Raw genomic sequence first — 23,744 nt, 5'->3', positions numbered from 1 at the left:
CCCGACCGTCGTGACGAGCGCCCCTCCGGCGGCTTCCGCTCCGGCGGCAGCGACCGCCCCTTCAACCGCGACCGTCGTGACGAGCGCCCCTCGGGCGGCTTCCGCTCCGGCGGCGGCGACCGCCCCACCGGCCGTCGTGACGAGCACCGCGGCGCCAACACCGGCACCAACACCGGCTCCTTCGGCCGCCGCGACGACAAGCCGCGCTGGAAGCGCAACGGCTGATCCCCGCCCGGCCGGCACCCGGCCGAGCAGGTCCGCCTGACAGACCGGCAGGGCCCGTACGCCACCGAACCGACTCGGTGGCGTACGGGCCCTGTTGCCGTCCCCGGCCCCACAGCCGACGCCCCCCATGAACGGGTGCGACGGGCCCGATGAACGGGTGCGACGGGCCCGACACGGATACCGGATCGGCTGCCGGGGCCGGGCGGGCTATGCTCGTGGGGTGATCCGTCGAGGGCCGTTAGCTCAATTGGTCAGAGCAGCGGACTTTTAATCCGTTGGTTGTGGGTTCGAGTCCCACACGGCCTACCGACAGCAGAGCAGGGGCAACCCTCTGACCTGCGGAAGTGCCCCGACCGGGTCTGACCGGTCGGGGCACTTCGTCGTTCGGGCGCATGGGCGGGAGCGAGTGACGTCGTTCAGGGCGCCGGGTCGAACCGCTTGAGCCGGTGAGATGGCCGGGTGATCGCGCAGCGGCGGAGGGTTCCGTGACCGTGCGGACGCCGCCTACGGCTCCGCAGCGCAGTGACCCTTGTGCGCCTGGGCGGTTGGTTCACGGCTGCCGCGTCGCGGTGGCCGGCACCGCACGGTGAGGACGGCAATCCGCACGACCGCATACCGCACACCCCGCTCGGAGATGCCGAGGCCGGCTGAACACACCAGGTGGTCGGCGTCGTTGAAGCCCGCTTCCGTACGACCGTGAGCTCTCGGGCGAGCACCGCCTCGGCGCCGAGCACCCTCCGCGCGACCCGTGCGGGGCGTTGCGGGAGTCAGCCGTGCTTGACCAGGTCGTTGACCGCCTGGGTGTCCTTGTAGAAGGCGTTCGCGCCGTGGATCCTGCCCTCACGCACCGTGTAGTGCTCCACCACCTCCATCGGCAGCCGGCGCCCGCTCTCTCGGGAGACGAATTCCAGGTCGAGCCGCAGCTCCACCACCTCGCCTGCTTCCACCACGGCGTAGTCCCGCACGATCATCTCCGCTCCGCCCAAGCGCTGATCGCGTCTTCCAGTCGGACGAACCCGTCGGGTCCTCGCCACTGCCTGACCACGGCAGGGTCTCGGCCTCCTGCCAGACCGCCTCCTCGTCGACCATCTCCAGGGCCCCGCTCAGGTCACCGGACCGCATGCGGGTCACGAACTTCTCCAGCGTCGCCACATCGCTGTCGCCGGCCGAGGCTCCGGCGGGGAAGTAGTGGCCGTTGTCCAGGTCGGTGAGCAGGCTGGGCCGGTCAGGTTCCCAGCCGAGGGTCTGGCGGGTGATGAGGCTGGACGACGGGTAGTTCTGCGTGACGATGTTCGCGAGGAACCCGAAGCACCCCGGCACCATCAGTTCGTCCGCGGGAATGCTCACCGCGCGCGCGGGGTGGACGAGACGCTCGAGCACGTCGCGGCCGGCAGGGGCATCTCGTTCCTGGCCCGTTCGGCGACCGTGTTCTACTCGCATCCGACGTCGCCTATGTGCCCGTCTCCGATCTGGCGCCCGATCAGGTGTGCCTCGCGGTGGCGGCATCGCGCGTCTCGCCGGTGGTCGACGACTTCTTCACCGCGGCTCAGGCGGCAGCCGAGGTCGCGGCGGAATGTGGGCACTACGAGATGTGGCGGCGCGGGGGCGCTGCCGCCGCACAGCACGGTTGAGCAGTCCGACTGATCACAGTGGGCCGGCAGAGGGCCCGCGCCCGTCGCGCACGACTCCGCGTCCGCGAGTTCGGGCCGGACAGGGCTTCCGCACGCCCGGTCGGACAGGCGTGGAACGCGCCCCGGAAGCGTACGGTCCCGCGAACGCGTCCTGCCGGACCTCGTGATGCGGCAGGACGGTCCGGTGGCCGCGGCCCGCGCCCGCCTCGTGCGGGGGCCCGAGCGGGGGCGGCGGGAATGTGGTCGGAGCGGCCGCTCGGATGGCGTAGAGTTGTGTTTACCGACGCGGGGTGGAGCAGCTCGGTAGCTCGCTGGGCTCATAACCCAGAGGTCGCAGGTTCAAATCCTGTCCCCGCTACTGAAGACTCGGGCCCGGCACGCACAGCGTGCCGGGCCCGAGTCGTTTCCGGGTGCCGGAGGTCCGGTGCGGGGATCGCTCGGCCAGGCCACCGGCCCACGCTCCGGAAAGAACTACGATCGCTACGGGGACGGCGCCGCCGCCTTCGTGCGGACACGCGGACGGTCTGCGCGGAACCCGGCTCTCCGGCTGACCACGAAGACCGGGGCTCCGGCCGCTTCCCCCTATTCGGCCGATGCGGAGTCGCCGCTCGGCGCGGCTCCGGGAAGCCTGGGCGGGGCGCGGTACCGTCCGCAGCCGTGGGTGGACCGGGCAGGAGTGCACAGGTGGGGATGGCCGAGAGACGGCGTAGTGGCACGGCGGGGAGCGTCGACGCCGTGGGCCGTGCGGTGTTCGGCTCCCCGGAGCACGACGTGACGCCCGGTGGCCGGGGATCGCGACGGTTCGTCCGGATGATGCCGGCCCTGCTGATCATCGGCGGGCTGCTCTTCGACTCGCTGGCCCCGGCCAACTTCACCGCGGTCCCGCTCTTCGTCGCGGCCCCGCTGATCGCGGCGCCGTTCTTCTCGCTGTCCAGGACCGTCCGCACGGGGATCGCCGCGCTGGTGTCCGTCATCGCGATGCGGCTCTCCGACGGTACGTCCACCCAGGTCGTCCCGGTCATCGAGATGCTCACGGTGCTCACCGCCTCGGCGCTGGCCGTGCTGATCAACGGGGTCGTACGGCGCGGCAACGAGCAGCTGGCCTCGGCCCGGGTCATCGCGGAGACCGCCATGCGGGCGGTGCTGCCGACCCCGGCCGAGCGGATCGGCGGGCTCCAGGTGGCGGCGCGGTACGAGGCGGCGCAGGCGGACGAGTTCGTGGGCGGCGACCTGTTCGCCGTCGCGGACACTCCGTACGGCGTACGCGTGGTGGTCGGCGACGTGCGCGGCAAGGGGCTGGGAGCGGTCGAGGCGGTGGCGGTGATCATCGGGGCGTTCCGGGAGGCGGCCGAGCAGGAGCGTTCACTGGAGGGCGTCGCGCAGCGGCTGGAGCGGGCGCTGGCACGGGAGGGGACGCGGCGGTACGGGCTGGACGCCATGGAGGGGTTCATCACCGCCGTGCTGGCCGAGATCCCGCCCGGCTCCGCCTCGCTCCGGATCGTGAACCGCGGTCACCCCGAGCCGATCCTGCTGTACGCGGACGGCGCGCTGGAGGTGCTGGCGCCCTCGGTGCCCGCCCTGCCGCTGGGGATGGACCTGGGGGTGTGGCCGGACCGGGCCGACGAGTGGTCGATGCCCGCCGGTGCGACGCTCCTCGCGTTCACGGACGGCCTGTCCGAGGCCCGGGACCCGAACGGCGTCTTCTACGACCCGGCGGCCCGCCTGCTCGGCAGGATCTTCCCGGGGCCGGAGGAGCTGCTGTCCGCGCTGACCGACGACGTACGGCTGCACACCGGGGGCCGGACCACGGACGACATGGCGCTGATCGCGGTCGCCCGGCCCGCGGAGGGGCAGCCCGCCCGCCGGACGACGGTGAAGATCGTGGGCCGGGCCGACGACGCCGGCTGATACCGCGGTCGACGACGGCCCCGCTCCATGGCGCGGGCCGGCCGCACCGGGCGATGACACGGTGCGTGACCGAAGGACACCACTGCGCATAACGATTGACACACCATCAGAAAAAGACATGCGACTGAGTGTCGGTCAAGTCGCCCGTTTCCGCCCGCTTGTGACCCGTACATCCCTGCCCTGTTCGTTAATGATCAACAGGAACAGCTTGGAATCGGGCCCGTGCGTCTATTAACGTTCGATAACGCAGCGCGGTCGTCACAGCCGTCGTCAGAGACGGCGCCGCGCGCGAGCGCCGAATTCCGCAAGGGAACCGGGGAACCACCTACATGGGGTGAATCGGACGCCTGCGTCTCGTGAGAGGCGGAGGGGCCCGTAGGAGACCTTCCTGCTCCGAACCCGTCAGCTAACCCGGTAGGCGAGAAGGAAGGAAAGGAGTGCGCCCACGTGGCGTCCAACAAGCCTGCCCCCGAGGCCCCGTCACCCTTCGGTACCGACACCCTCGGCGGCGAGGAGCGCACCTGGGAGGAATGGAACCCCACCGCGGAGTCCATCCGGCCCGTGCGCGGCAAGCACCGCGTGGCCAAGCAGCGTGGTCTCGCCCGTAGCTCCACCGTCCTCGGGGTCGGCGTCATAGCGGCCGTCGGTGCGGGCGGCATGGCCACCGCGCAGGACAAGGCGCCGGTCTCCATCTCTCTTCCCGATTCCATCGCGGACAACCTCCCCGACGCCAAGTCCCTTCCCGGCGTCGGGTCACTCATGTCCGACGACGCGGAGCCCGTCCCGGTCGCCGCGTCCGCGCCGCTCACCACCGCCGGACTCACCACCGCCGAGGCCAAGCAGGGCACCGACGCCGGCGAGGCGCTGCGCGCCCGGATCCTCCAGCAGGCCGAGCAGCAGCAGGCCAGCGCCGACGCCGAGGCCAAGGCCGCCGCCGAGAAGGCCGCGGCCGAGAGCGCCGCCGCCGAGGCCAAGCAGCAGCAGGACGAGGCCGAGGCCAAGGCCGCCGCCGAGAAGAAGGCGGCGGAGGAAGCTGCGAAGAAGAAGAAGGAGGAGGAGCGGCTCGCCAAGCTGGCCGCCAGCTTCTCCCTGCCCACCTTCTCGTACACGATCACCTCGACCTACGGTCAGTCCGGCGCGCTCTGGTCCTCCGGCCAGCACACCGGCCTCGACTTCGCCGGGTCGGCCGGTGCGCCGCTCAAGGCCGTGCACAGCGGCACGATCACGTCGGCCGGCTACTCCGGTTCGTACGGCTACCGCACGGTGCTCCAGCTCGAAGACGGCACGGAGATCTGGTACGCCCACCAGTCCTCCATCGAGGTCTCCGTGGGCCAGAAGGTCACCACCGGCCAGACCATCGGCCGCATGGGCGACAGCGGCAACGTGACCGGGGTCCACCTCCACCTGGAGGTCCGCACCGCGGGCGGTTCGGCGATGGACCCGATGGCCTGGCTGAACAGCAAGGGCCTCAAGGTCTGAGCCCTCCGCTCCCCGGCCGGCGCCCTGCGGGCGGACGGCTTCCGGCGAGCACCCGCCGCCCCCGAAACCCCGGCAGCCCTGACGCACACCCCCCGACGTCAGGGCTGCCGGTCTGTCCGGGAGCGGTACGGCTCGCCGTACGGCTGGGCCGGAGGGAAGGGGCCTGGGCCGGGCGGTGTGCCAGGGGCCCGACCGGCAGCCCGGTCGTACGGGGACGAGTACGGGGACGGCCGGCCGTATCCGTACCCGAAGGGCTGTCCGTACGGCTGTCCGGGCGCGGGCCCGGAGCCGTACGGGCGCCCGTTTCCGTACGGCGGCGGCACGGGGTGGCCGTGGCGGTGGGCGCCCGGACGGGACAACAGGCGGGCCGCGTGGTCGAGGGCCGGGGCCGCGACCTCCCGGCGCCGCCAGAGATGGTGCAGCAGCTCCCGCTCGCGCGCGCCGAAGTCCGCGCCGACCGCGCCGTGGCGGGCGCGGCGGCGCAGACCCGCCAGGGAGGTCGCGAACGACTCGTACTCCGCGACCGCGCGAGCCGCCGCCCGGCCCCGGGTCCGGTCCGGCTGCCAGTGGCGGGCCAGGTCGCGGGCCATGCCCCGGGCCCGCATGGAGGAGAGCGCCGCCGGCTCGGCCGGGGAGAGCCAGCCGGCCGCCGCGTACACGGGCAGCTCGGCGGCCAGGGTGCGCAGCTCCCGCTGGCGCGACCAGATCGCCAGCCAGGTCACCAGGCCGAACGCCGGGACCATGACGATGCCGTACACCGCGTAGAAGCCGTACGGGCCGAAGGCCGACGAGCCGTTCCACAGGGCGTGCAGACCCATCGCCAGGATCAGCCCCAGCACCGGCAGGGCGATCCGGCGGGCCCGGTGGCGGCGGGCGCTGATCGCCGCGAAGCCGAAGCCGAGGCCGGTGAGGACCGTGAACAGGGGGTGCGCGAACGGTGACATGACGATCCGCACGAAGAAGGTCCCGGCCGTCACCGAGGCGAATCCGGTGCTGCCGAGCTGCTGGTCCTCACCGAAGGCGTTGCCCAGATACAGGATGTTCTCGGTGAACGCGAAACCCGTCGCGGTGAAGCCGGCGACGACGACGCCGTCCACCACCCCGCTGAACTCCCGTCTGCGGAACAGGAAGATCAGCAGCACGGCCGCGGCCTTGGCGCTCTCCTCGACCACGGGGGCGATCACCGTCGCTCCCAGGGTGTCGGCGCTCGCCGGGTCGGCCGTCGCGGTGGCTATCCAGCGCGTCGCGAACGAGTTGGCGATGATCGCGACGAGCGCGGCGGCGCACGCGCCCCAGGCGAAGGAGAACAGGAGATTCCGCCAGGGCCCCGGCTCGACCCGGTCGAGCCAGCGGAACGCCGCCATCAGGAGCGGCACAGGGAGCACCGCCAGACCCAGGCCGACGAGGAAGCCCTCCGGGCCGGTCTGCTCCCGGACGAGGGCCAGGATCACCAGCCCGCACAGGACCAGCGTCAGGATCACGGCTCCGGCGCGGAACACCTTGCTGCGCCACACCATGCCGACGCGGTGCGGCCGGTAGCGCCCGCCGCCGCGCTCCGCCGCGGCGCCCAGGACCTCGTCGAGCCGCCGCTCGTGAAGAACCGGGACGGCGGGTCGCGCCTGCTGAGGCTGCACGGAGGGGTCGGACACCACTCGACCCTAACGACGAGCACTGACATCCGGCGACGGCGCATCCGGCCGGGAAGCGGCTGCGCGTGGTGGGTCAGACGCGGGCGAACAGCAGGTCGTGGACGACGTGCCCCTTGTCCAGGCCCTGCCCCTCGAAGCGGGTGAGCGGCCGGAACGCGGGGCGCGGGGCGTACCCGCCGCCGGGCGCGGTGTTCTCGAAGCGGGGGTGCGCGGTGAGCACCTCCAGCATCTGCTCGGCGTACGGCTCCCAGTCGGTCGCGCAGTGGACGACGGCGCCGGGCTTCAGCACCGGGGCCACCAGGTCCAGGAAATCGGGCTGGATCAGGCGCCGCTTGTGGTGCCGGGCCTTGGGCCACGGGTCGGGGAAGTAGACGCGCAGGCCGTCGAGCGACTCCGGGGGGAGCATCTCGCGCAGCAGGATGACCGCGTCGCCGTTGGCCACTCGTACGTTGGTCGAGCCCGCCTTGTCCGCGAGGCCCAGCAGATTGCCCTGGCCGGGGGTGTGGACGTCGACCGCGAGGATGCCGGTGCCCGGGTCGTCGGCCGCCATCTGCGCGGTGGCCTCGCCCATGCCGAAGCCGATCTCCAGGACGACGGGCAGGCCGTCGAACATCTCGGCCAGGTCCAGGACGCGCTGTCCGTCGATGTCCAGGCCCCACGTCGGCCACAGGCGCTCCAGGGCCTCCTGCTGGCCGGTCGTGACCCGGCTGCGGCGGGGCTGGAAGCTGCGGATCCGGCGCTCGTGGTGCGAGCCGGCGGGGTCGGCTGCGGGGCCGCCGGGGAAGCGGGGCTCCTGGCGGAGCCGGCGCGCGCGCTCGAAGGAGGCGGCCCGCAGCGCGGCGGCTTCGTCGGCCGTGGCGTCGGCGAGCGCGTCGGCCGCCGTGGAGCCGGTCGGCGTGCGGCCGATGTCCGGCGCGTCGGCGGAGGCGGGGGCGGGGTTCATGGGCTGCTCAGACACAATGACCCGATTCTACGGCGGGCGGCTTCCACCCCGTCTCCCGAGCCCGGCGCAGCGCGCGCCGCGCCACCTCCCGTCCGATGGGCAGGGACGCCGTCGCGGCGGGCGACGGCGCGTTGAGCACATGCACGGTGTGCGGGGCCTCGCGGATCAGGAAGTCGTCGACCAGGGTGCCGTCCTTCAGCACCGCCTGGGCCCGGACCCCGGCGGGCGACGGGCGCAGGTCCTCCTCGGTGACGGCGGGCAGCAGCCGCTGGACGGCCCGGGTGAAGGCGGACCGGGACAGCGAGCGGTGCACCTCGCCCGCCCCGTACCGCCAGTGCCGGCGGGCGATCCGCCAGGTGCCCGGCCAGCTCAGCGTGGACAGCAGTTCGGCGGGGTGGACCCGCGGCCAGGCGTAACCCTCGCGGGCGAGGGCGGGGACCGCGTTCGGCCCGACGTGGACGGAGCCGTCGAAGCCCCGGGTGAGGTGGACGCCGAGGAAGGGGAAGGCCGGGTCGGGCACCGGGTAGACCAGACCGCGCACCAGCTCGGGGCGGGCCAGCGCGTAGTACTCGCCCCGGAACGGCACGATCCGCACCCCCGGGTCGTCCCCGGCGAGGCGGGCCACCCGGTCGCAGTGGAGCCCCGCGCAGTTGACCAGCGCCCGGGCCCGGACGACCAGGCCGTCCGCCGTGCGCACCGCGACGCCCCAGGGGCGCCGGTCTATCGCGGTGACCTCCGCGCCGTACCGCACGATGCCGCCCGCGGCGGTCACCTCGGTCGCGAAGCGGGTGGCCACGGCGGCGAAGTCGCAGACTCCGGTCGTGCCGACCCGGATCGCCGCCAGGCCCCGGACCTCGGGTTCGTACTCCGCGATCTGGGCGGGGCCCAGCTCCCGCACGGGCAGTCCGTGCTCGCGGCCGCGCTGTACCAGGCCGTGCAGCCGGGGCAGCTCGGAGCGCTCGGTCGCGACGATCAGCTTGCCGGTGGTGGTGTGGGCGATGCCGTGCTCGGCGCAGAAGTCCGCCAGCTCGGCGGAGCCGCGCAGCGCGTACCGGGCCTTGAGGGAACCGGGGCGGTAGTAGATGCCGCTGTGGACCACGCCGCTGTTGCGGCCGGTCTGGTGCCGGGCCGGGCCGTGCTCCTTCTCCAGGACCGTCACCCGGGTGCCCGGCGCCGACCGGGTGATCGCATACGCGGTCGACAGACCGACGATCCCGCCGCCGATCACCAGCACATCGCAGTCGTACGCCGCGTGCGTCATCATCACGCCACCTCCCACCCCGATAGTGCACTGACCCACTGACAACCGGCTCAAACCCGTGCCGGGCGGGGCGTGGCGCACACTCCGCCCCGGCGGCCCCCGCCGCGGGGCCCTCGCCGCCCGGCTCAGACCGGGGTGACCAGCAGCGGACGGGCCCGCTCCCGCAGCTCGGCGACGCGGGGCTCGTCCCCGTACGGTTCCAGCCGGTGGAGCAGATCGCGGACGTACTCCGTGGTGCGGGCCGAGGAGATCCGCCCGGCGACCTCCACCGCCCGGGTGCCCGCCGCGCAGGCCGCGTCCAGATTGCCCGACTCCAGCTCGGCGACGGCGGACACGACGAGCCGCAGTCCGTGGCTGCGGACGAACTCCTCGGTCGGCCGGGACAGCGCCTGCTCGGTGAAGCGCCGCACCTGCCGGGGGGCCTTCAGGTCCCGGTAGCACTCGGCGGCGTCGGCGGCGAACCGGTCGTAGCCGTAGAAGCCCAGCCAGGGCGGGTCCGCATCGCCCGCCCGGGACCGCTCCAGCCAGCTCTCCGCACTCTTGAGCGCGGCGCCCGCGGCCGCCGCGTCGTCGGCCTTCGCGTGGGCGCGGGCCTCCACCAGCCGGAAGAAGCTCATGGTGCGGGCGGTGGCGAGACCGCGATTGCGCTCGACGGCCGCCTGGGCGAGGTCGACGCCTTCGTCGGCGAAGCCGCGGTAGGTCGCCTGGAGGGACATCGAGGCGAGGACATAGCCGCCGAGCGGGACGTCGGCGGCGGCGCGGGCCAGGCGCAGGGCCTGGATGTAGTAGCGCTGGGCGGCCTCCTGCTGACCGGTGTCGAAGGCCATCCAGCCGGCCAGCCGGGTCAGCTCGGCCGACGCACCGAACAGGGCGCGCCCGACCTCGTCGGTGTACGAACCGAGGAGCAGCGGCGCGGCGTCGACGCGTAAGCACTCGGGGACCATCGAGGAGCGCCAGTCACCGCCGCCGTACTTGGAGTCCCAGCGCCGGGCGTCCTGGGCCGCCTCGCGCAGCTTCGTCACATCGCTGTGGCCGACCCGCAGCGGCGAGGCGTCCGCGACGGCCTCCGGGCCGGGCTGGAGCGGGACGGAGCCGGCCGTGCCGAGTGCGCCGCCGGCGGTGTGGAGGATGTGTGCGCCCCGGGCGCCCGGCAGGGCCCCCGATCCGCGGGCTCCGGCCCCGCCGGGGCCGTCGGATCCGCCGCCGCGCGCCCCGAGGACCGCCGCCCGTGCCGCCGTCGGGTCCCGGGCCACCGACGGATCGGCGGGGGTTATCAGCCAGCGGGACGCGGGCGTCGCGTAGGCGCTGACCGAGAAGGATCCGGCCAGGGACTGCCAGATGCCGCCGCCACCGCGCCGTCCGGCCAGATCCAGCCGGTACAGCTCCGTCGCCGAACGGACCGCCTCGCCCACGTCCCGGGGGAAGGCGAGTCCGACCTCCGGGGCCGGGTCCGCGTCGGCGAGGCCGATCTCGTGCAGGGGGACCGGCCGGCCGAGCTTGGCCCCGATCGCCGCCGCGATGAGATGCGGCGCCGCGCCCTGCGGCACCATGCCCTTGGCGACCCACCGGGCCACCGAGGTCTTGTCGTAGCGAAGTGTCAGACCGCGCTGTGCTCCGAGGTCGTTGACCCGCCGGGCGAGCCCGGCGTTACTGATTCCCGCGAGGGCGAGAACCGTGCCGAGCTTCTCGTTCGGCCCGCGTTGCTCCCTGGACATGCGCCACCCCTCGACACACAGACAGCCGCCGCGTCACCGAGGACGGCGCGCGGCATTCGTACCGATGCCTCCCCAGGTTCGAACCTCTGTACTCCACCTGCACACGCATGTGGCTGAGCCCCGAGGAATATGCCCCCCTGCCGAGAACACCGGTAAACACAGCGTAGTTCTCCCTATCCCTACCGTTAAGGGGCAGACGTCCGGATGGCGGGATTGTTGTGCGTGCGGGCGGTCCGGTCCGCCCGCACGGCGGTCGCGCGGGCCGGGGTGCGGCGTGCTCCTCGTGTGTGGCCGTGCGCCCGGCCGTGCGCTCTGGCCCGGCTGTGACCGGAACGCTTGTCTGGGTACCGCGTGGGTCGGCCCGCTGTACTGGACTCAGTGGGCTGGGGGAACCGCCGCTCCATTCCCCGCGGGCGGTGGACCGGTCCGGGAGGTGAGGCCCACCTCCCGGACCGTGCGCGGCCGGGTCCGCCAGGGGTGCGCGACACGCTGTGCGCGGGCGGTGGTGCTTCGAGAGAATGGCCGAATAGCGACGGTCCGGTGAGGGTCTGGCCAATGGTCCGACTATGGCCGGATATCAGCGCTGTTTCCGGGTGGCGCCGGCCCGTTCCGCGCCACGGGGGGCGGGCCGGGGCGGCGCGGAGACCGGGCGGACCGGCCGGCTTAACTCCCGGAACCGACAGTTCCGTTGTTGTCGTCGCGGTGAAGACCGCGTCGGGCCCTTGCCAGGGGCGCATGCTCTTCCGGCGTGCGCCGCCCGTACACCCTCTCCTGCGGCGTTGTCGTGGCAGCATGTCCCGCAGCGGCGTTTGGCTCATCAGGTGCGCCGTTTGTCCACAGCCTGTGGAGGCGGCGATGCGTTGGTTGGTGGGATGGAGCAGTTTCGCCGCGAGCTTCGGCACCGTCGGCGCCGTCGGAAACGGCGGAGAGGGGCGCACGGTTCATCCCGTGGGCTCCCAGCTCCTGTGGGGAGACCCGGATCCGCTGTGGGCGGTCGGCGACTGGCGCCCCGACGAGATCCGCGTCATCGGCGTCGCGACCCCCGAGGGGGCGCCCACCGCCCGCCTCGCGGTCCTCGGCTGCTGCGGCGCCACCGACGAGCAACTGCGCGTCGGACTGCTCGCCGCGCGCGGCGGCGCGATGCGCCACCTCACCGCCTGGTCGGGCAGTTACACCGCCGTCGTGCAGATCGGGCGCCGCATCACCGTCGCGGGCGACCTGGCCGGCGCCCGGCCGGTCTTCCACACCCCCTGGGCCAACGGCACCGCCTTCGCCACCGCCGCCCTGCCGCTCGCCGACCTCATCGAGGCCCAGCTCGACATCGGGCACCTCGCCGCCCTGCTCGCCTGCCCGGAGACCCCCGAGGCACTCGGCGACGGCACGCCCTACGTGGGTGTGAAGCGGGTCCCGCCGGGCCACGCGCTCATCCTGCGGGAGGGCTCGCGGGAGATCACCGGATACGAGGCCGTCGCCTCGCTCGCGGTCGCCGCACCCCAGGCCGACCCGGTGCACGCCGTGGAGGGCGTACGGGACGCGCTCGTCGAAGCCGTACGCGCCCGGCTCACGGCCCCGCGCCACGCGCCCGACAGCCCCCCGCCGGACCCGGGGCCCGTCCCCGGCATGGGCCCCGCCGACCGGCGCGCGGCCCGGGGCGGACCCGTGGCCGGCATCGGCGCCGACCTCTCCGGAGGCAGCGCCTCCGCCACCCTCGCCCTGCTCGCCTCCGGGCTGCCCGGGCTGCCCGGCACCCTCCTCGGCCACGGCACCGGCGCGGGGGAGCGGCTGCTCGCCGTCACCTTCAACGACCTCACCACCCGCGGCAACGACGACGAGCTGGAGCGGGCCCACGCCATCGCCGCCAACCCGCGGCTGCACCACGTGGTCGTCGCGGCGGGCGAAGAGGCCCTGCCCTACGCCTCGTTGGGAGCCGGCGCGCTCACCGACGAGCCGGCCCCCTCCCTCGTGCTCGCCGAGCGCCACCGCCGCCGGCTGTCCGCGGGCAGCGCCGACCACCTCGTCGGACACGGGGCCCGGCAAGTCCTGGACGCGCACCCCGCCCGCCTCGCCGACCTCCTGATGGACCGTCGCCGACGCCACCTCCTGCGGCCCGTCGCAGCCCTCACCAAGGCCGAAGGCCCCACGGCGCACTCCCTGTTCGTCCCGCTGACGGTCTACCGTGCCGCCCGCCGCCTGGCCCGTACCTCGTACCGCACCGGCCTGGAGTCCGCCGCCGGGCTCCTCCCCGACGCCAACCGCGACGCCCCCGACCTCGCCACCCCCGCCGACGCCTCCCTCGCCGCCCTCGCCTGGTCGCGCCCGGGGCCCGCGGCGCGCTGGCTGACGGGCGAGGCGCTGGCCGAAGTATCGGTTCGTCTCCAGGAGGCGGCGATCCGCCCCACCTCCGTACAGCGCCCGGGGGAGGCCCGGGCCCGCGCCGCCCTCGCCCGGGGGGCCGCCGACCACCGCATCCTGGAACAGGCCGCGGAGATCCGCAGCCAGCGCCTGCACGCCCCATTCCTCGACAACCAGGTCGTCCGGGCGGCCCGCGCCCTGCCCGAGTCCCTCCGCGTCCAGCCCGGCGCACGGGCCGCGATCCTGCGCCGGGTGCTCGGCGGGGCGGGCATCCACGATCTGCCGCCCGGCTGGGGCGCGCCCTCCCCGGCCGCCTCCACCGCTGTCACCCGGGCCGGCCTGCGCACCGCGTTGCCCGACCTGATGGCCCTGTTCGACGCCCCGCTGCTGGCCGACGCGGGCCTGGTCGAGGCCCGGGTGGTCCGCAAGGCCCTGCGCGCCGCCTCCGAGGGCGAGCCGCTGCCCCTGGACGGTCTGGCGGACCTGGCCTCCACCGAACTGTGGCTGCGCCGACTGCTGGCCCGCCGCGGCACCTGCTGGACGGGCACGGCCGCTCCGCGCCAGCGCGCGGTCGCGGGCGGCGTGACCCCGGCCCGGCGCACGCTCCAGTCCTGACCGGAAGGCGGCCCCCGGGAGCGGGAGCGGGCGGCGCTTCCGTACGAACAGTCCCCGGCGAAGGCCGCCCCCCGCCGTGCGGGGCCCGGCGGCCCGGGCGGCCTCCGGCCGGTGACGGGCCGGCCGCCGAGCCCGCGGCCCGCCCGCTGCCCCGGGGGCGGGCGCGGCGCGTGCGGCTCAGGCGCAGCTGATCCGGGAATCCGCCCAGTCGGCCAGGGCCACCGCGCCGAACGGCGTGTGCGGCTCCACCACGAGGCGGATCGAGGACTGGCCGGCGATGCCCACGCTCACCGGGACGGCCGACTCGCCGCCCTTCATCACCGGGGAGCGCCACAGCCGGGCCCCGTCCCCGTCGAACACGGAGAAGCGCACCGCGCCGAGCCCCAGGGTCAGATCGTCCACCCCGACCATGGCCTCGTAGCGGGTGCACGACCGGTTCAGCTGGATGGTCACCGAGGAGCGGGCGTGCACGGTCACGCCGTGCGCGTAACGGGTGGAGGCGATGGACACGTTCGACCGCTGCCAGACCCAACTGCTCTGCCCCAGCACGACCTCGGGTTCGCTGTGGTCGCCGGTCAGCGAGTACGCCAGCTCGCTGACCTGGTACACCTCCGGGGCGGGCGGAGGCGGTGTGGGCTTCGGCGGTGGTGTCGGCTTCGGGGACGGCGGCGGGCTCGGCGCCGGGGGCGCGGGCTTCGGCGGCCGCTCGGGCGAGGGGGTGGGGCTCGGCGGCGGCTTCGGGGACGGGGACGGCTCGGGCGGGGCGGCCGCCGGTACCGGGGGAGGGGGCGGCGCGGGGGCGGCCGGTGGCTTCGGCGCGGGCTTAGGGGACGGCGGGGGAGGCGGCGTGGGAACCGCCGGCGCCACGGCCGGTGGCTTCGCGACCGGCTCGGGCTTCGGCTGGTCGTCGCCGACGAGAGCCCACACGAGACCGGCCGCGGCGGCCACGGCCACGGCGGCGGCGATCCCGGCCTTGGCGGGCGCGCCGAGCCCCTCCGAGGCCGCGGCGGACCCGGCGCCTCCGGCGGCCCCGGACCCGGTGGCCGCCGCGGCGGCTCCCGCTCCGGCGGCCCCGGCCGCTCCGCCGGCAACGACGCCCGCGGCCTTGAGCGCGTACCCGGCGGCGAACCATCCGATGACCGCGACGGGCAGCAGCGCCGGAATCCCGGCGTTCACGTGGTCCAACTCGCCGGCTGCCAGCCGGCACTTGGCGCATTCGTCGAGGTGCTTGCGCAGCCCGCGTTCCGCCCGGGTGCGCAACCCGCCCCGGGCGTGCGCGCCGAGCCGGTCGGCGTACTGCGCGCAGTCCCCGCCGGTGGTCAGCGCCCGACTGACGTGGGCCTGGAGGTACGCCTGCTTGAGCCCCTCACGGGCGCGGCTCGCCAGGACGGCGGTGGCGTTGGCGGTGAGGCCGAACAGCGGGGCGATCTCGCTCGGCGACTCCTCCTCGACCGTGGTGTGCCACAGGACGGCCTGCCAGCGCTCCGGGAGGCTCCTGAACGCGCGCATCGCCATGGTCTGTTCGGCCTCGTGCATCGCCAGGACGTCGGCGCCGAGGTCGAGGGTGTCGTCGTCGGAGAGTTCGGAGGACCGGGACGCCTGGGCGGCGAACACCGCGAAGTCGTCGACCAGGTGCTCACGCTTGGCGCTCTTCGTCCAGGCCGCGGCGACATGGCGGACGGCGGTCATCAGATAGGCCCGGACCGCTTCCGTCGGCCCCTTGCCGCCCCGAACGGCCTGGAGCGTCCGCGCGAACACCTCGGCGGTCAGGTCGTCGGCGGTGTGCGTGTCCCGGCAGCAACTGCGGGCGTAGCGGAGCACGGCACCCGAATGACGCCGGAACAGCTCCTCGTAGGCGAGGTCGTCGCCACCGCGCATGTCCTCAATCAACCGGGCGTCGGACAGTCCGAGCTCGGGAGCGCCGCCGCGGCCCGCGCGTTGCTGCGGAACAGCGGGCGCGCCGGCTTCAGCGGAGGTCTCCTCCTCCGCTGCGGGCCACGGGCCGGGCAGGACGGTGCCGCCCCCGTCCTCGCCGTCCGACGGGCCGCGTACAGCCTGGTTCGGCACCTGTCCGGCGGGCGGCCCGCCGGCCTTCGTGTCCCTGTCGGCCGCAGCGATCTCGCCGAGCGGCTCTTCCTGCTGCTCGTTACCGCTCATCGCGGAAGCCCCCGTATGCACCCTCGGACCCGAATATCGGCCAAGACTGCCACATGGCTCAATCGCGTTGGCCCCTCAGTCGCGCCAACCACTCATCCGGGGCGTTTTCTGGAATGTGAGTACTGGAGACCCCTCTTTCGGGGAAAGTGCCCCCGCTGATGCGGCTCCCGGCACGGGTCCGCCGTCCGCCGCTCCCCGCACGAGTGTGCTCCCGTCCGCCCGGCTCTGCGAGGGGCGGACGGGAGCGCACCGACGAGCGGTACGCCATGAGCGGACGGGCGGCCAGGCCGGACGGCGGAGAGCAGGCAGAGACGGGCCGTCCGGTGTGGCGGGCCCACGCCCCCGGCCGTCACGCGGGCCGCGACCCGTGACCGTCACGCGGGCCGCAGGCCCCGACCCGTGACCGTCATGCAGGCCCCGGCCCCGGCCGTCACGCAGACCCCAGACCCCAGACCGTGACCTGCGACCCGCGACCCGTGACCGTCACGCAGGCCGCGACCTCAGACCCTCCAGCAGGATGTCCAGCAGCCGGGCCGAAGCCGCGGCCTGCTGAGCGGCGTCCGGCAGCGAAGGAGCCGCCGTGGCGATGACCAGCAGCACATCGGCCACCGTCACGTCACGGCGCAGCTCACCGGACTCCCGCGCCCGGTCCACCAGCCGTCCCACGACCTCCAGCAGTTCGACCGCGCCCGAGTCCTCACCGAGGCCGTCGAGCCCGTCGGCGCCCCCGGGCTGCCGGCCGGCGAGGCGGAAGTCGTCCTGGCCCACCCCCTGCCGCTGCTGCGGAACGCGGGCCTCGTCCGTCGCGGCCGCTGCCGCCCCGGCGGCCGCCGGGGCGCCCGGCTCCTCGCCGTCGACCCCGACCCGCAGCACCTGCGGCGGCAGCAACCGGCCCGCACCCGAGGCCACCGACGTACGAAGGAAACGGGAGAGCGCCGACCAGGGCTTCTCCTCCTGCCCCAGCGCCGTACGCGCCTGCTCGGTCAGCCGGGAAGTCTCCTCCTCGGCTATCCGGCGCACCAGAACGTCCTTGCTCGGAAACCGCCGGTAGACGGTGCCGACGCCGACGCGCGCCCGACGGGCCACATCCTCCATCGGAGCGCCGTAACCCAGCTCCCCGAACACCTCGCGTGCGGCCCGCAGCACATGCTCCAGATTGCGCTGCGCGTCGACGCGCAGCGGAGCCGACCGCGGCGCGCCCGCGATCCCGGCTCCCGCCGCCGACCCGTTGGGAACCTGTGCGGCAGCGGCCGAACCCATCGCCGCGGCACTCACCGCGGCCGCCGAGCGGACGGCGTCCGCCGAGCTCATGACGCCGAGCGCGCCCACGGAGCCTAGGCGTCCGTGGTCCTCGGACGTGCGTGTGGGCGCTGCCTGACCATGCGTATCCTGAATATGCATAACTTCCCCCGGTTATGACGTCTCCCCCCGGAGACTTCCCGCCGTTTCAGCCGGGAGCGGAGCACAACGAAATCCGCACCCGACCCCGACGGGTTACGAACATAGTTGAGCCCGCGTCAATTCAGAAGGGGGTAGTTCCGCATGGGACGCCCCCCGATCGGACCAAGACCCCACCGGCGGCGGGACAACACCCTTCCATTCACCCCACGCGTAGTGCCTGACCTGCACGGCTTTCGCCTCCCGCCGACCGGGTGCCCCGAGCGTCACCGAGGGCCCTCCGGTCACACAATGTGCCGGGCCTGTGGACAAACCACTGACTCCGTTGCGTCATGGGGTGGTGATGGCTCCAGATTCCCGGGGGACGACCCCCGGCACCCGGCCAGGTGTACGCATTCTCGTCGTCGGCGGCGGCTACGTCGGGATGTACACAGCGCTGCGTCTCCAGCGGAAGTTGAAGCAGAGACTGAAGAGCGGCGACGCCGAGATCGTGGTCGTCACGCCCGAGCCGTACATGACGTACCAGCCCTTCCTCCCCGAAGCGGCCGCCGGTTCGATCTCGCCGCGCCATGTGGTCGTGCCGCTGCGCCGCGTCCTGCGCCACTGCACGATCGTCATCGGCGAGGCCCGGCAGGTGGACCACGCCGAGCGGACCGCGACCGTCGCCACCCTCGCCACCGGCGAGGACGGCACCGGAGCCCTGGAGATCGCGTACGACGAGATCGTCATCGCCCCGGGGTCCGTCTCGCGCACCCTCCCCGTCCCCGGCCTCGCCGAATTCGGCATCGGTTTCAAGACCGTCGAGGAAGCCATCGGGCTGCGCAACCACGTCATCGAACAGATGGACATCGCCTCCGCCACCCGCGACCCCGCGATCCGCGACGCCGCTCTCACCTTCGTCTTCGTCGGCGGCGGCTACGCGGGCGTGGAGGCGCTGGCCGAGCTGGAGGACATGGCCCGCTACACGGCGCGGTACTACCACAACATCAAGCCGGCGGACCTGAAATGGATCCTGGTCGAGGCATCCGGGCGCATCCTCCCCGAGGTCGGTGACGCCATGGGCACGTACGCCGTCGGCGAGCTGCGCGGCCGGAACATCGACGTACGCCTCGACACCCGCCTCGACACCTGCGAGGACCGCGTCGCCGTCCTCAGCGACGGCTCCCGCTTCCCCACCCGCACCCTCGTGTGGACCGCGGGCGTGAAACCGGCTCCGCTGCTGGCCGCCACCGGCCTGCCCCGCACCGAACACGGCCGGCTCCGCTGTACCGCCACCCTCGGCGTCGAAGGCACTCCGCACGCCTGGGCGGCCGGCGACGCCGCGGCCGTACCCGACCTGACCGCCTCCGAACCGGGCCGCGAGACCGCTCCGAACGCCCAGCACGCGGTGCGCCAGGCGAAGACCCTCGCCGACAACGTCCTCGCCTCGGTCGACGGCCGTCCGCTCAAGGAGTACCGGCACGCGTACGCCGGATCGGTCGCCTCCCTCGGCCTGCACAAGGGCGTCGCCCACGTCTACGGCCGCAAGCTCAAGGGCTACCCCGCCTGGCTGATGCACCGCACCTACCACCTCAGCCGGGTACCGACGTTCAACCGGAAGGCGCGCGTCCTTGCCGAATGGACCCTGTCCGGCCTCTTCAAACGGGAGATCGTCTCCCTCGGTTCGCTGGAGCACCCCCGCGCCGAGTTTGAACTCGCGGCGGGCGGCGGCTCCGGCACCCCCGGGCTTCCCGGCCCCGGCCGCCCGCAGAACCCCGGCAGACCGCCGGGGGACCGGCCGGCCGACGGCTGACGGGTCCATCGGCACCCGCCGCGGCCGCCCGGCCGACGGAGGCCCGGACCGGGTTTCCGACCCCGGTCGGCACCGGGCCGGCCGAGGGTCGTACCGGCGGCAGGGCGACGACTGTCAGTACGGTCGGTCACACTGGACGTGTGACCATAGGTGGGCCCACACCTGCACAGAGTGACCCGGTCGGCAGTGACCAACAGTGACCAGCAGCGACGCACCGACAGCGCGACGAGGCCCGGCTGCGCCTTCCCGGGGACACGGACCCCGGCACCCCCGAACACGGCAGAAGCAGCAGCCCGCCCGAGCGGACCAGACCGACACACGAGGCCAGAAATACCGTGAACTTCACGCGTTGGAGCGCCCGCCTTCCCGGAACGCAGCGCCGAGCCGCCGCCCGGGACGACCGTAGTCCGGTGCCGGCGGCCCGAGCCGAGTACGCCCGGCCGGAGGACGCGCCCGCCCCGCCGGACGACGCCTCACCGGCGCCTTCCGGCCCCGCCCCGGCGGAGGCCCTACCCGGGCCCGCCCTCGCCGACCTCTCCGCCCGCGAGATCCTCTGCCGGGTCCCCGCCCCCGTCGCCCTGCTGCACGGCCCGGACCACCGCGTCGCGTACGTCAACGACGCCTACGAGGCCGCGTTCGGCCCCCGCCCGTCCGGAGTTCCCGCGGCGGCGGCCATGCCCGAACTCGCCCAGCTCAGCGTGCTCCCGCTGCTGGACCAGGTCCTGCGCAGCGGCACCGCCCGCACGGTCAAGTCCCGCAGGACCGCCGAAGGCGGTTCGTACACCGTGACCTGCACCCCGGTCGCCGCGTGGGACAGCGAGGACAAGGCAGCGGGCGAAGACGTCAGGACCGGGCACGCAGGAGCGGACGCGAGCGGAGAAGGCGGCGTCCTCGTGTACGCCGCCGACGTCACCGACCACGCCGAAGCCGCCGAGCGCCTGCGCACCAGCGAGCGCCGCCACCGCGAAACCGCCGTGACCCTCCAGCGCTCCCTGCTTCCGCAGGAGCTGGAGCAGCCCGACGACCTCCGTATCGCCGCCACCTACCAGCCCGGCGGAACCGACGCCGCGGTGGGCGGCGACTGGTACGACGTCATCACCCTCGGCGCGGGCCGCACCGCCCTGGTCATCGGCGACGTGATGGGCCGCGGGGTCCGCGCCGCCGCCGTGATGGGCCAGCTCCGCACCGCCGTCCGCGCCTACGCCCGGCTCGACCTCCCGCCGCACGAGGTGATCCAGCTGCTGGACGGCCTCGCCGCCGAGATCGACGCCAGCCAGATCGCGACCTGCGTCTACGCCGTCCACGATCCGAACGAGGGGCACCTCGTCTACGCCTCCGCCGGACACCTCCCGATCCTCGTCCGCGACGAGGACGGCACGGTCCACCGAGCCGCCGAACCCACCGGCCCCCCGCTCGGCACCGGCGGCTGGATCCACACCTCGGGCACCATCGCGCTGCCGCCCGGTTCCACCGCGGTCCTCTATACGGACGGCCTGGTCGAACGGCGCAGCGAGGACATCGACGAGGGCGTCGCCTCCCTGGCCCGCGCCCTCTCGGGAGCCAAGGGCACACCCCAGGTGGTCTGCGACCGGTTGATCCGCTCCCTCGGCGTGACCGCCGAGCACGACGACGACGTGGCCGTCCTGGTGGTCCAGCACCCCGCCCGCACGGGATCGAACGCGGAGCTGTTCCACAACGCGGCGCTCGACCTCCTCGGCGGCGTCGAGGCCGCCCCGCGCGCCCGCGCCTTCGCCACCGGGGTCCTGACGTCGTGGCGCTTCCCCGTCGAGCTCCGCGACCTGGGCGTGCTCGCCACCAGCGAACTGGTCGCGAACTCCCTCCAGCACGGCACGCCGCCGATGCGCCTGGGGCTGCGCCGCACCGACCGCCGGCTGATCATCGAGGTCACCGACGGCGACGACCACCTGCCGCGCCGCCGCCAGGCCGAACCGGCGGACGAGGCGGGACGCGGCATCTCGATCATCGCGTCGATCGCCACCTCGTGGGGCAGCCGCCGGACGCCGGGCGGCGGCAAGGCGGTCTGGTGCGAGTTCGCCCTGCCGCGGTGACGCGCCCGGCCGCGGTGAGCGGGGCGCTCCCTCAGTGACCGGCGGCGGCCGGGGCGGACGCGGACCGGGCGGATCCGCCGTCCGCGGCGGCCCCGCCCTCGGGCAGTGACACCGCCACCACCAGCGAGGGGTTCGCCGACGACGGCTGGTCCTGTACGGACGTGAGCCGACGGCCCAGCCGCAGGGCGAGCACCGTGATGCCCAGCGAGAACAGGACGAAGGTCACGATGTACGGGCCGTGCAGCGACGCCCCCATCGGCCCGCCGACGGCCGGACCGACCGCGAGCGCGAGCTGCTTGCACAGGGCGAAGGCCGAGTTGTACTGCCCGACCATCGACTCCGGGGCCAGATCGGCGACCAGCGGGGCGACGGTCGGCGACAGCATCGCCTCACCCAGCCCGAACAGCGCGTACGTCGAGATGAACGCGGCCGTCGCCATGGTCTGGCTGCCGTGGCCCAGCCCCGCGTAGCCCGCCACGATCCAGGCGAACGCCCAGATCAGGCCGACCGCGGCGATGACCCGGCTGCGCCGCCGCCGCTCCACGAGCCGCAGCACGACGAACTGCGCCACGACGATGACCGCGGTGTTGGCGGCCAGCGCGAAGCCGAGGGCGGAGGGCTCGATCCCGGCCGCCTCCGTGCCGTAAGCGGCCAGACCGGACTCGAACTGTCCGTAGCAGGCGAAGAACAGGACGAACCCCAGCACGCACAGCTGCACCATGGCCCGGTGCGAGAGCAGTGCCCGCAGCCCGCCGCCCTTCCCGGCCGGCCCGTCCGCCGGACGGGCGCCGCCGAGCGACGCCGGACGGGGCATCCGCACGGTCGTCACCACGACGCCGAGCACCACGAACATCGCGGCCTCGATGAGGAAGAGCGTGGTGAAGCTCGCCGGACGGCTCACGTCCACCAGCTGGCCGCCGACGAGCCCGCCGAGGCCGAGTCCCAGGTTTTGCAGGAAGAACTGCGTGGCGAAGGCGCGCGTACGAGTCGCGGAGCTGGAGCACCACACGAGCATCGTGGCGAGGGCCGGCTGCATGACCGCGGTGCCCGCGCCCAGGACGGCGGCGGCCAGCACGGCGGCCGGGACGCTGGTCGCGAACCCCAGGGCGACGGCGCCCACGGAGGCCAGGGCGGAGGCCACCACCAATACGGGCAGCGGGCCCCGCCGGTCGATGGCCCGCCCGGTGAACGGCAGAACGGCCAGCGCCGCCATCGCGAAGGCGGCCAGGACGACTCCCGCCGTCCCGGCGCCCAGATCCCGCACCTGCGCCACGTAGACGTACAGATACGGAACGGTGAACCCGAGCCCGAACGCGCTCAGCGCGCTGCTCAGCTGGATCCGCCGCAGCGCTGCGCCCATCTCCCTGGTCACACTCACCTACCTCAAGATCTCGGGGGTCCCGCTCGCCGCGCGACGAGACCTGACACGAAGAAATCAGACTCGAAGACTTTAGCACTAAACTTAGAAGCTGAAAACTACAGCCTGAAGGACTTCAAGGGCGGTGGGGGCGTGCCATACTGCCCGCCATGTCTGAGAGCACCGAGGAGTCCAGCCCCGGCGAGCCGAGCCTCGACGAACAGATCGCGGCCTACCAGCGCGAGTTCCGCGACCTCGACCCGCAGGTCGAACAGGTCGTCTCCGCGTTGGGGCGGCTGAACCGCCGGATGAACGTCGCGTACGGGAGGCAGGTCGCCGCGCTCGGCATCAGCAACGCCGAGTGGGAGGTCCTCAAGACGCTGGTCCTGTCGGGCGCCCCTTACCGGCTGGGCCCCGGCGAACTGGCGAAGCGTCTCGGTCTCACCCCGGCCGCCATGACCCACCGCATCGACCGGATGGCCGGCGAGGGTCTGGTCACGCGGGACCGCGACGAGAACAACCGGGTCCGCGTCATCGTCGAACTGACCGACGAGGGCCGTACGAAGTGGCTTGAGGCGATGCGCATGGCGACCGACTTCGAGGAGGACCTCCTCCAGGACCTGTCCGGCGACGAACGCGGTGTCCTCGGCGAGCTGCTGGTCCGCCTCCTCCGCCGGGTGGAGCACGCCCAGCCGGACGCCGGCGGCCGACTCACGGACCTGGACTGAGGGCCCGACGCAGGACCTGCGGAGGCCGCCGGGGGCGGGTTGACACACCCCTGGTGGATCCGTAAAGTTCTCCGAGTTGTCACGGAGCCGAAACGGCCCTGCGGCAGCCGATCCCGCCGCGAACGCGGCAACCAAACTTCAGTACGACCTCCCACTCGGGATCATTTCGGCATGCCGGAATTCATCGAGAAGGCCCGATTATGAGCCGCCGGGAGAATCCGCTAGAGTTTGAGCGTCGGAACGGCCCAACAGCCGGGAAGACAAACCCCGCTGACTGGGAATCAGGCCCGAAAGGATCTGATAGAGTCGGACTCGCCGGAAAGGGAGAACGCGAAAGCGAAGGACCTGGAAAGCGAAAGCAAGATCGCTCGGCCCGCTTCGACCGGGAATCGGACAGATAAGAGTCTGATAGAGTCGGAAACGCAAGACAGCAAGACAAAGCAGTAAACGAAAGGAAGCGCCCGG

Annotated in this window: 15 protein-coding genes, 2 tRNA genes, 1 pseudogene and 1 riboswitch; of the genes and pseudogenes, 10 read left to right on the top strand and 8 right to left on the bottom strand. The window is 73.7% G+C overall.

Annotated features, from left to right (window positions below; translation table 11 throughout):
• Together ACIQMU_RS11765 and ACIQMU_RS11760 are read left to right on the top strand one after the other, a co-directional pair.
• Positions 1–225: pseudogene (locus ACIQMU_RS11765) on the top strand (RNA helicase); the annotation flags it as partial.
• 232 nt (positions 226–457) lie between these two features.
• A tRNA-Lys gene (locus tag ACIQMU_RS11760) sits at positions 458–531 on the top strand.
• Between the two features lie 461 nt (positions 532–992).
• Here ACIQMU_RS11760 and ACIQMU_RS11755 read toward each other — a convergent pair.
• A complete protein-coding gene (locus tag ACIQMU_RS11755; RefSeq protein WP_352239405.1) occupies positions 993–1,196 on the bottom strand; it encodes a hypothetical protein in 204 nt (67 codons plus the stop codon).
• Positions 1,197–1,721: 525 nt separating this feature from the next.
• Between ACIQMU_RS11755 and ACIQMU_RS11750 the strand changes: the two genes are divergently transcribed.
• The 4 genes from ACIQMU_RS11750 (at position 1,722) to ACIQMU_RS11735 (ending at position 5,243) form a co-directional block, all read left to right on the top strand.
• Complete coding sequence (locus ACIQMU_RS11750) at positions 1,722–1,856, top strand: hypothetical protein (protein WP_402688761.1); 135 nt, start codon at positions 1,722–1,724, stop codon at positions 1,854–1,856.
• A 284-nt stretch (positions 1,857–2,140) separates the two neighbouring features.
• Positions 2,141–2,214: transfer RNA gene (locus tag ACIQMU_RS11745), tRNA-Met, on the top strand.
• Positions 2,215–2,546: 332 nt separating this feature from the next.
• Positions 2,547–3,764, top strand: a complete 1,218-nt coding sequence (locus ACIQMU_RS11740; protein ID WP_352239407.1) for a PP2C family protein-serine/threonine phosphatase — start codon at positions 2,547–2,549, stop codon at positions 3,762–3,764.
• A gap of 283 nt (positions 3,765–4,047) precedes the next feature.
• Positions 4,048–4,200: riboswitch (cyclic di-AMP (ydaO/yuaA leader) on the top strand.
• 11 nt (positions 4,201–4,211) lie between these two features.
• The gene (locus tag ACIQMU_RS11735; protein ID WP_402688760.1) at positions 4,212–5,243 is read left to right on the top strand and encodes a M23 family metallopeptidase; all 1,032 of its coding nucleotides are present in this window, start codon (positions 4,212–4,214) and stop codon (positions 5,241–5,243) included.
• Between the two features lie 98 nt (positions 5,244–5,341).
• On the opposite strand, the gene ACIQMU_RS11730 is transcribed toward ACIQMU_RS11735, so the two are convergent.
• From ACIQMU_RS11730 to ACIQMU_RS11715, 4 genes are all read right to left on the bottom strand, one after another.
• A complete protein-coding gene (locus tag ACIQMU_RS11730) occupies positions 5,342–6,892 on the bottom strand; it encodes a PrsW family intramembrane metalloprotease (protein ID WP_352239409.1) in 1,551 nt (516 codons plus the stop codon).
• A gap of 73 nt (positions 6,893–6,965) precedes the next feature.
• Positions 6,966–7,850, bottom strand: a complete 885-nt coding sequence (trmB, locus tag ACIQMU_RS11725; RefSeq protein WP_402688759.1) for a tRNA (guanosine(46)-N7)-methyltransferase TrmB — start codon at positions 7,848–7,850, stop codon at positions 6,966–6,968.
• Positions 7,843–9,099 (bottom strand): L-2-hydroxyglutarate oxidase, encoded by a 1,257-nt coding sequence (lhgO, locus tag ACIQMU_RS11720; RefSeq protein WP_402688758.1) that lies wholly within the window; start codon positions 9,097–9,099, stop codon positions 7,843–7,845. The genes trmB and lhgO overlap by 8 nt, the downstream gene beginning before the upstream one ends.
• A gap of 122 nt (positions 9,100–9,221) precedes the next feature.
• The gene (locus ACIQMU_RS11715) at positions 9,222–10,811 is read right to left on the bottom strand and encodes a sporulation protein (RefSeq protein WP_352239412.1); all 1,590 of its coding nucleotides are present in this window, start codon (positions 10,809–10,811) and stop codon (positions 9,222–9,224) included.
• 855 nt (positions 10,812–11,666) lie between these two features.
• On the opposite strand from ACIQMU_RS11715, the gene ACIQMU_RS11710 reads away from it, so the two are divergent.
• Positions 11,667–13,778, top strand: coding sequence for an asparagine synthase-related protein (locus ACIQMU_RS11710; protein ID WP_352239413.1), 2,112 nt, complete (start codon positions 11,667–11,669; stop codon positions 13,776–13,778).
• A gap of 177 nt (positions 13,779–13,955) precedes the next feature.
• Here the strand turns inward: ACIQMU_RS11710 and ACIQMU_RS11705 are convergent, their stop codons facing one another.
• Both ACIQMU_RS11705 and ACIQMU_RS11700 read right to left on the bottom strand, forming a co-directional pair.
• On the bottom strand, positions 13,956–15,935 hold the full coding sequence (locus ACIQMU_RS11705; RefSeq protein WP_352239414.1) for a sigma-70 family RNA polymerase sigma factor: 1,980 nt from the start codon (positions 15,933–15,935) through the stop codon (positions 13,956–13,958).
• Positions 15,936–16,418: 483 nt separating this feature from the next.
• A complete protein-coding gene (locus ACIQMU_RS11700; protein ID WP_352239415.1) occupies positions 16,419–17,336 on the bottom strand; it encodes a helix-turn-helix domain-containing protein in 918 nt (305 codons plus the stop codon).
• Positions 17,337–17,676: 340 nt separating this feature from the next.
• Here ACIQMU_RS11700 and ACIQMU_RS11695 point away from each other — a divergent pair, with 340 nt between their 5' ends.
• Together ACIQMU_RS11695 and ACIQMU_RS11690 are read left to right on the top strand one after the other, a co-directional pair.
• Positions 17,677–19,125 (top strand): NAD(P)/FAD-dependent oxidoreductase, encoded by a 1,449-nt coding sequence (locus ACIQMU_RS11695; protein ID WP_352239416.1) that lies wholly within the window; start codon positions 17,677–17,679, stop codon positions 19,123–19,125.
• Between the two features lie 335 nt (positions 19,126–19,460).
• Positions 19,461–21,194 carry a SpoIIE family protein phosphatase gene (locus ACIQMU_RS11690; protein WP_402688757.1) on the top strand — a complete coding sequence of 578 codons (1,734 nt, stop codon included), beginning with the start codon at positions 19,461–19,463 and terminating at the stop codon, positions 21,192–21,194.
• A gap of 31 nt (positions 21,195–21,225) precedes the next feature.
• Here ACIQMU_RS11690 and ACIQMU_RS11685 read toward each other — a convergent pair whose 3' ends face one another.
• On the bottom strand, positions 21,226–22,554 hold the full coding sequence (locus tag ACIQMU_RS11685) for an MFS transporter (RefSeq protein WP_352239433.1): 1,329 nt from the start codon (positions 22,552–22,554) through the stop codon (positions 21,226–21,228).
• Between the two features lie 167 nt (positions 22,555–22,721).
• On the opposite strand from ACIQMU_RS11685, the gene ACIQMU_RS11680 reads away from it, so the two are divergent.
• Positions 22,722–23,279: a MarR family transcriptional regulator gene (locus ACIQMU_RS11680; RefSeq protein ID WP_352239418.1), complete on the top strand. Its 558-nt coding sequence runs from the start codon at positions 22,722–22,724 to the stop codon at positions 23,277–23,279.
• The last annotated feature ends 465 nt before the right edge of the window (positions 23,280–23,744 follow it).

This window comes from Streptomyces sp. NPDC091649 (assembly GCF_044756785.1).
GTDB lineage: Bacteria > Actinomycetota > Actinomycetes > Streptomycetales > Streptomycetaceae > Streptomyces.
Note: the sequence above shows the minus strand (reverse complement) of the source record. Positions and strands in the feature narration are given on the sequence as shown.

What these genes read in the sequence shown, in the direction of transcription:
- ACIQMU_RS11710 (WP_352239413.1), top strand. Translation starts at nt 11,667, where the DNA reads ATGCGTTGGTTGGTGGGATGGAGCAGTTTCGCCGCGAGCTTCGGCACC.
- ACIQMU_RS11740 (WP_352239407.1), top strand. Translation starts at nt 2,547, where the DNA reads ATGGCCGAGAGACGGCGTAGTGGCACGGCGGGGAGCGTCGACGCCGTG.
- ACIQMU_RS11680 (WP_352239418.1), top strand. Translation starts at nt 22,722, where the DNA reads ATGTCTGAGAGCACCGAGGAGTCCAGCCCCGGCGAGCCGAGCCTCGAC.
- ACIQMU_RS11755 (WP_352239405.1), bottom strand. Translation starts at nt 1,196, where the DNA reads ATGATCGTGCGGGACTACGCCGTGGTGGAAGCAGGCGAGGTGGTGGAG.
- lhgO (WP_402688758.1), bottom strand. Translation starts at nt 9,099, where the DNA reads ATGATGACGCACGCGGCGTACGACTGCGATGTGCTGGTGATCGGCGGC.
- ACIQMU_RS11715 (WP_352239412.1), bottom strand. Translation starts at nt 10,811, where the DNA reads ATGTCCAGGGAGCAACGCGGGCCGAACGAGAAGCTCGGCACGGTTCTC.
- ACIQMU_RS11705 (WP_352239414.1), bottom strand. Translation starts at nt 15,935, where the DNA reads ATGAGCGGTAACGAGCAGCAGGAAGAGCCGCTCGGCGAGATCGCTGCG.
- ACIQMU_RS11685 (WP_352239433.1), bottom strand. Translation starts at nt 22,554, where the DNA reads ATGGGCGCAGCGCTGCGGCGGATCCAGCTGAGCAGCGCGCTGAGCGCG.
- ACIQMU_RS11695 (WP_352239416.1), top strand. Translation starts at nt 17,677, where the DNA reads ATGGCTCCAGATTCCCGGGGGACGACCCCCGGCACCCGGCCAGGTGTA.
- ACIQMU_RS11700 (WP_352239415.1), bottom strand. Translation starts at nt 17,336, where the DNA reads ATGCATATTCAGGATACGCATGGTCAGGCAGCGCCCACACGCACGTCC.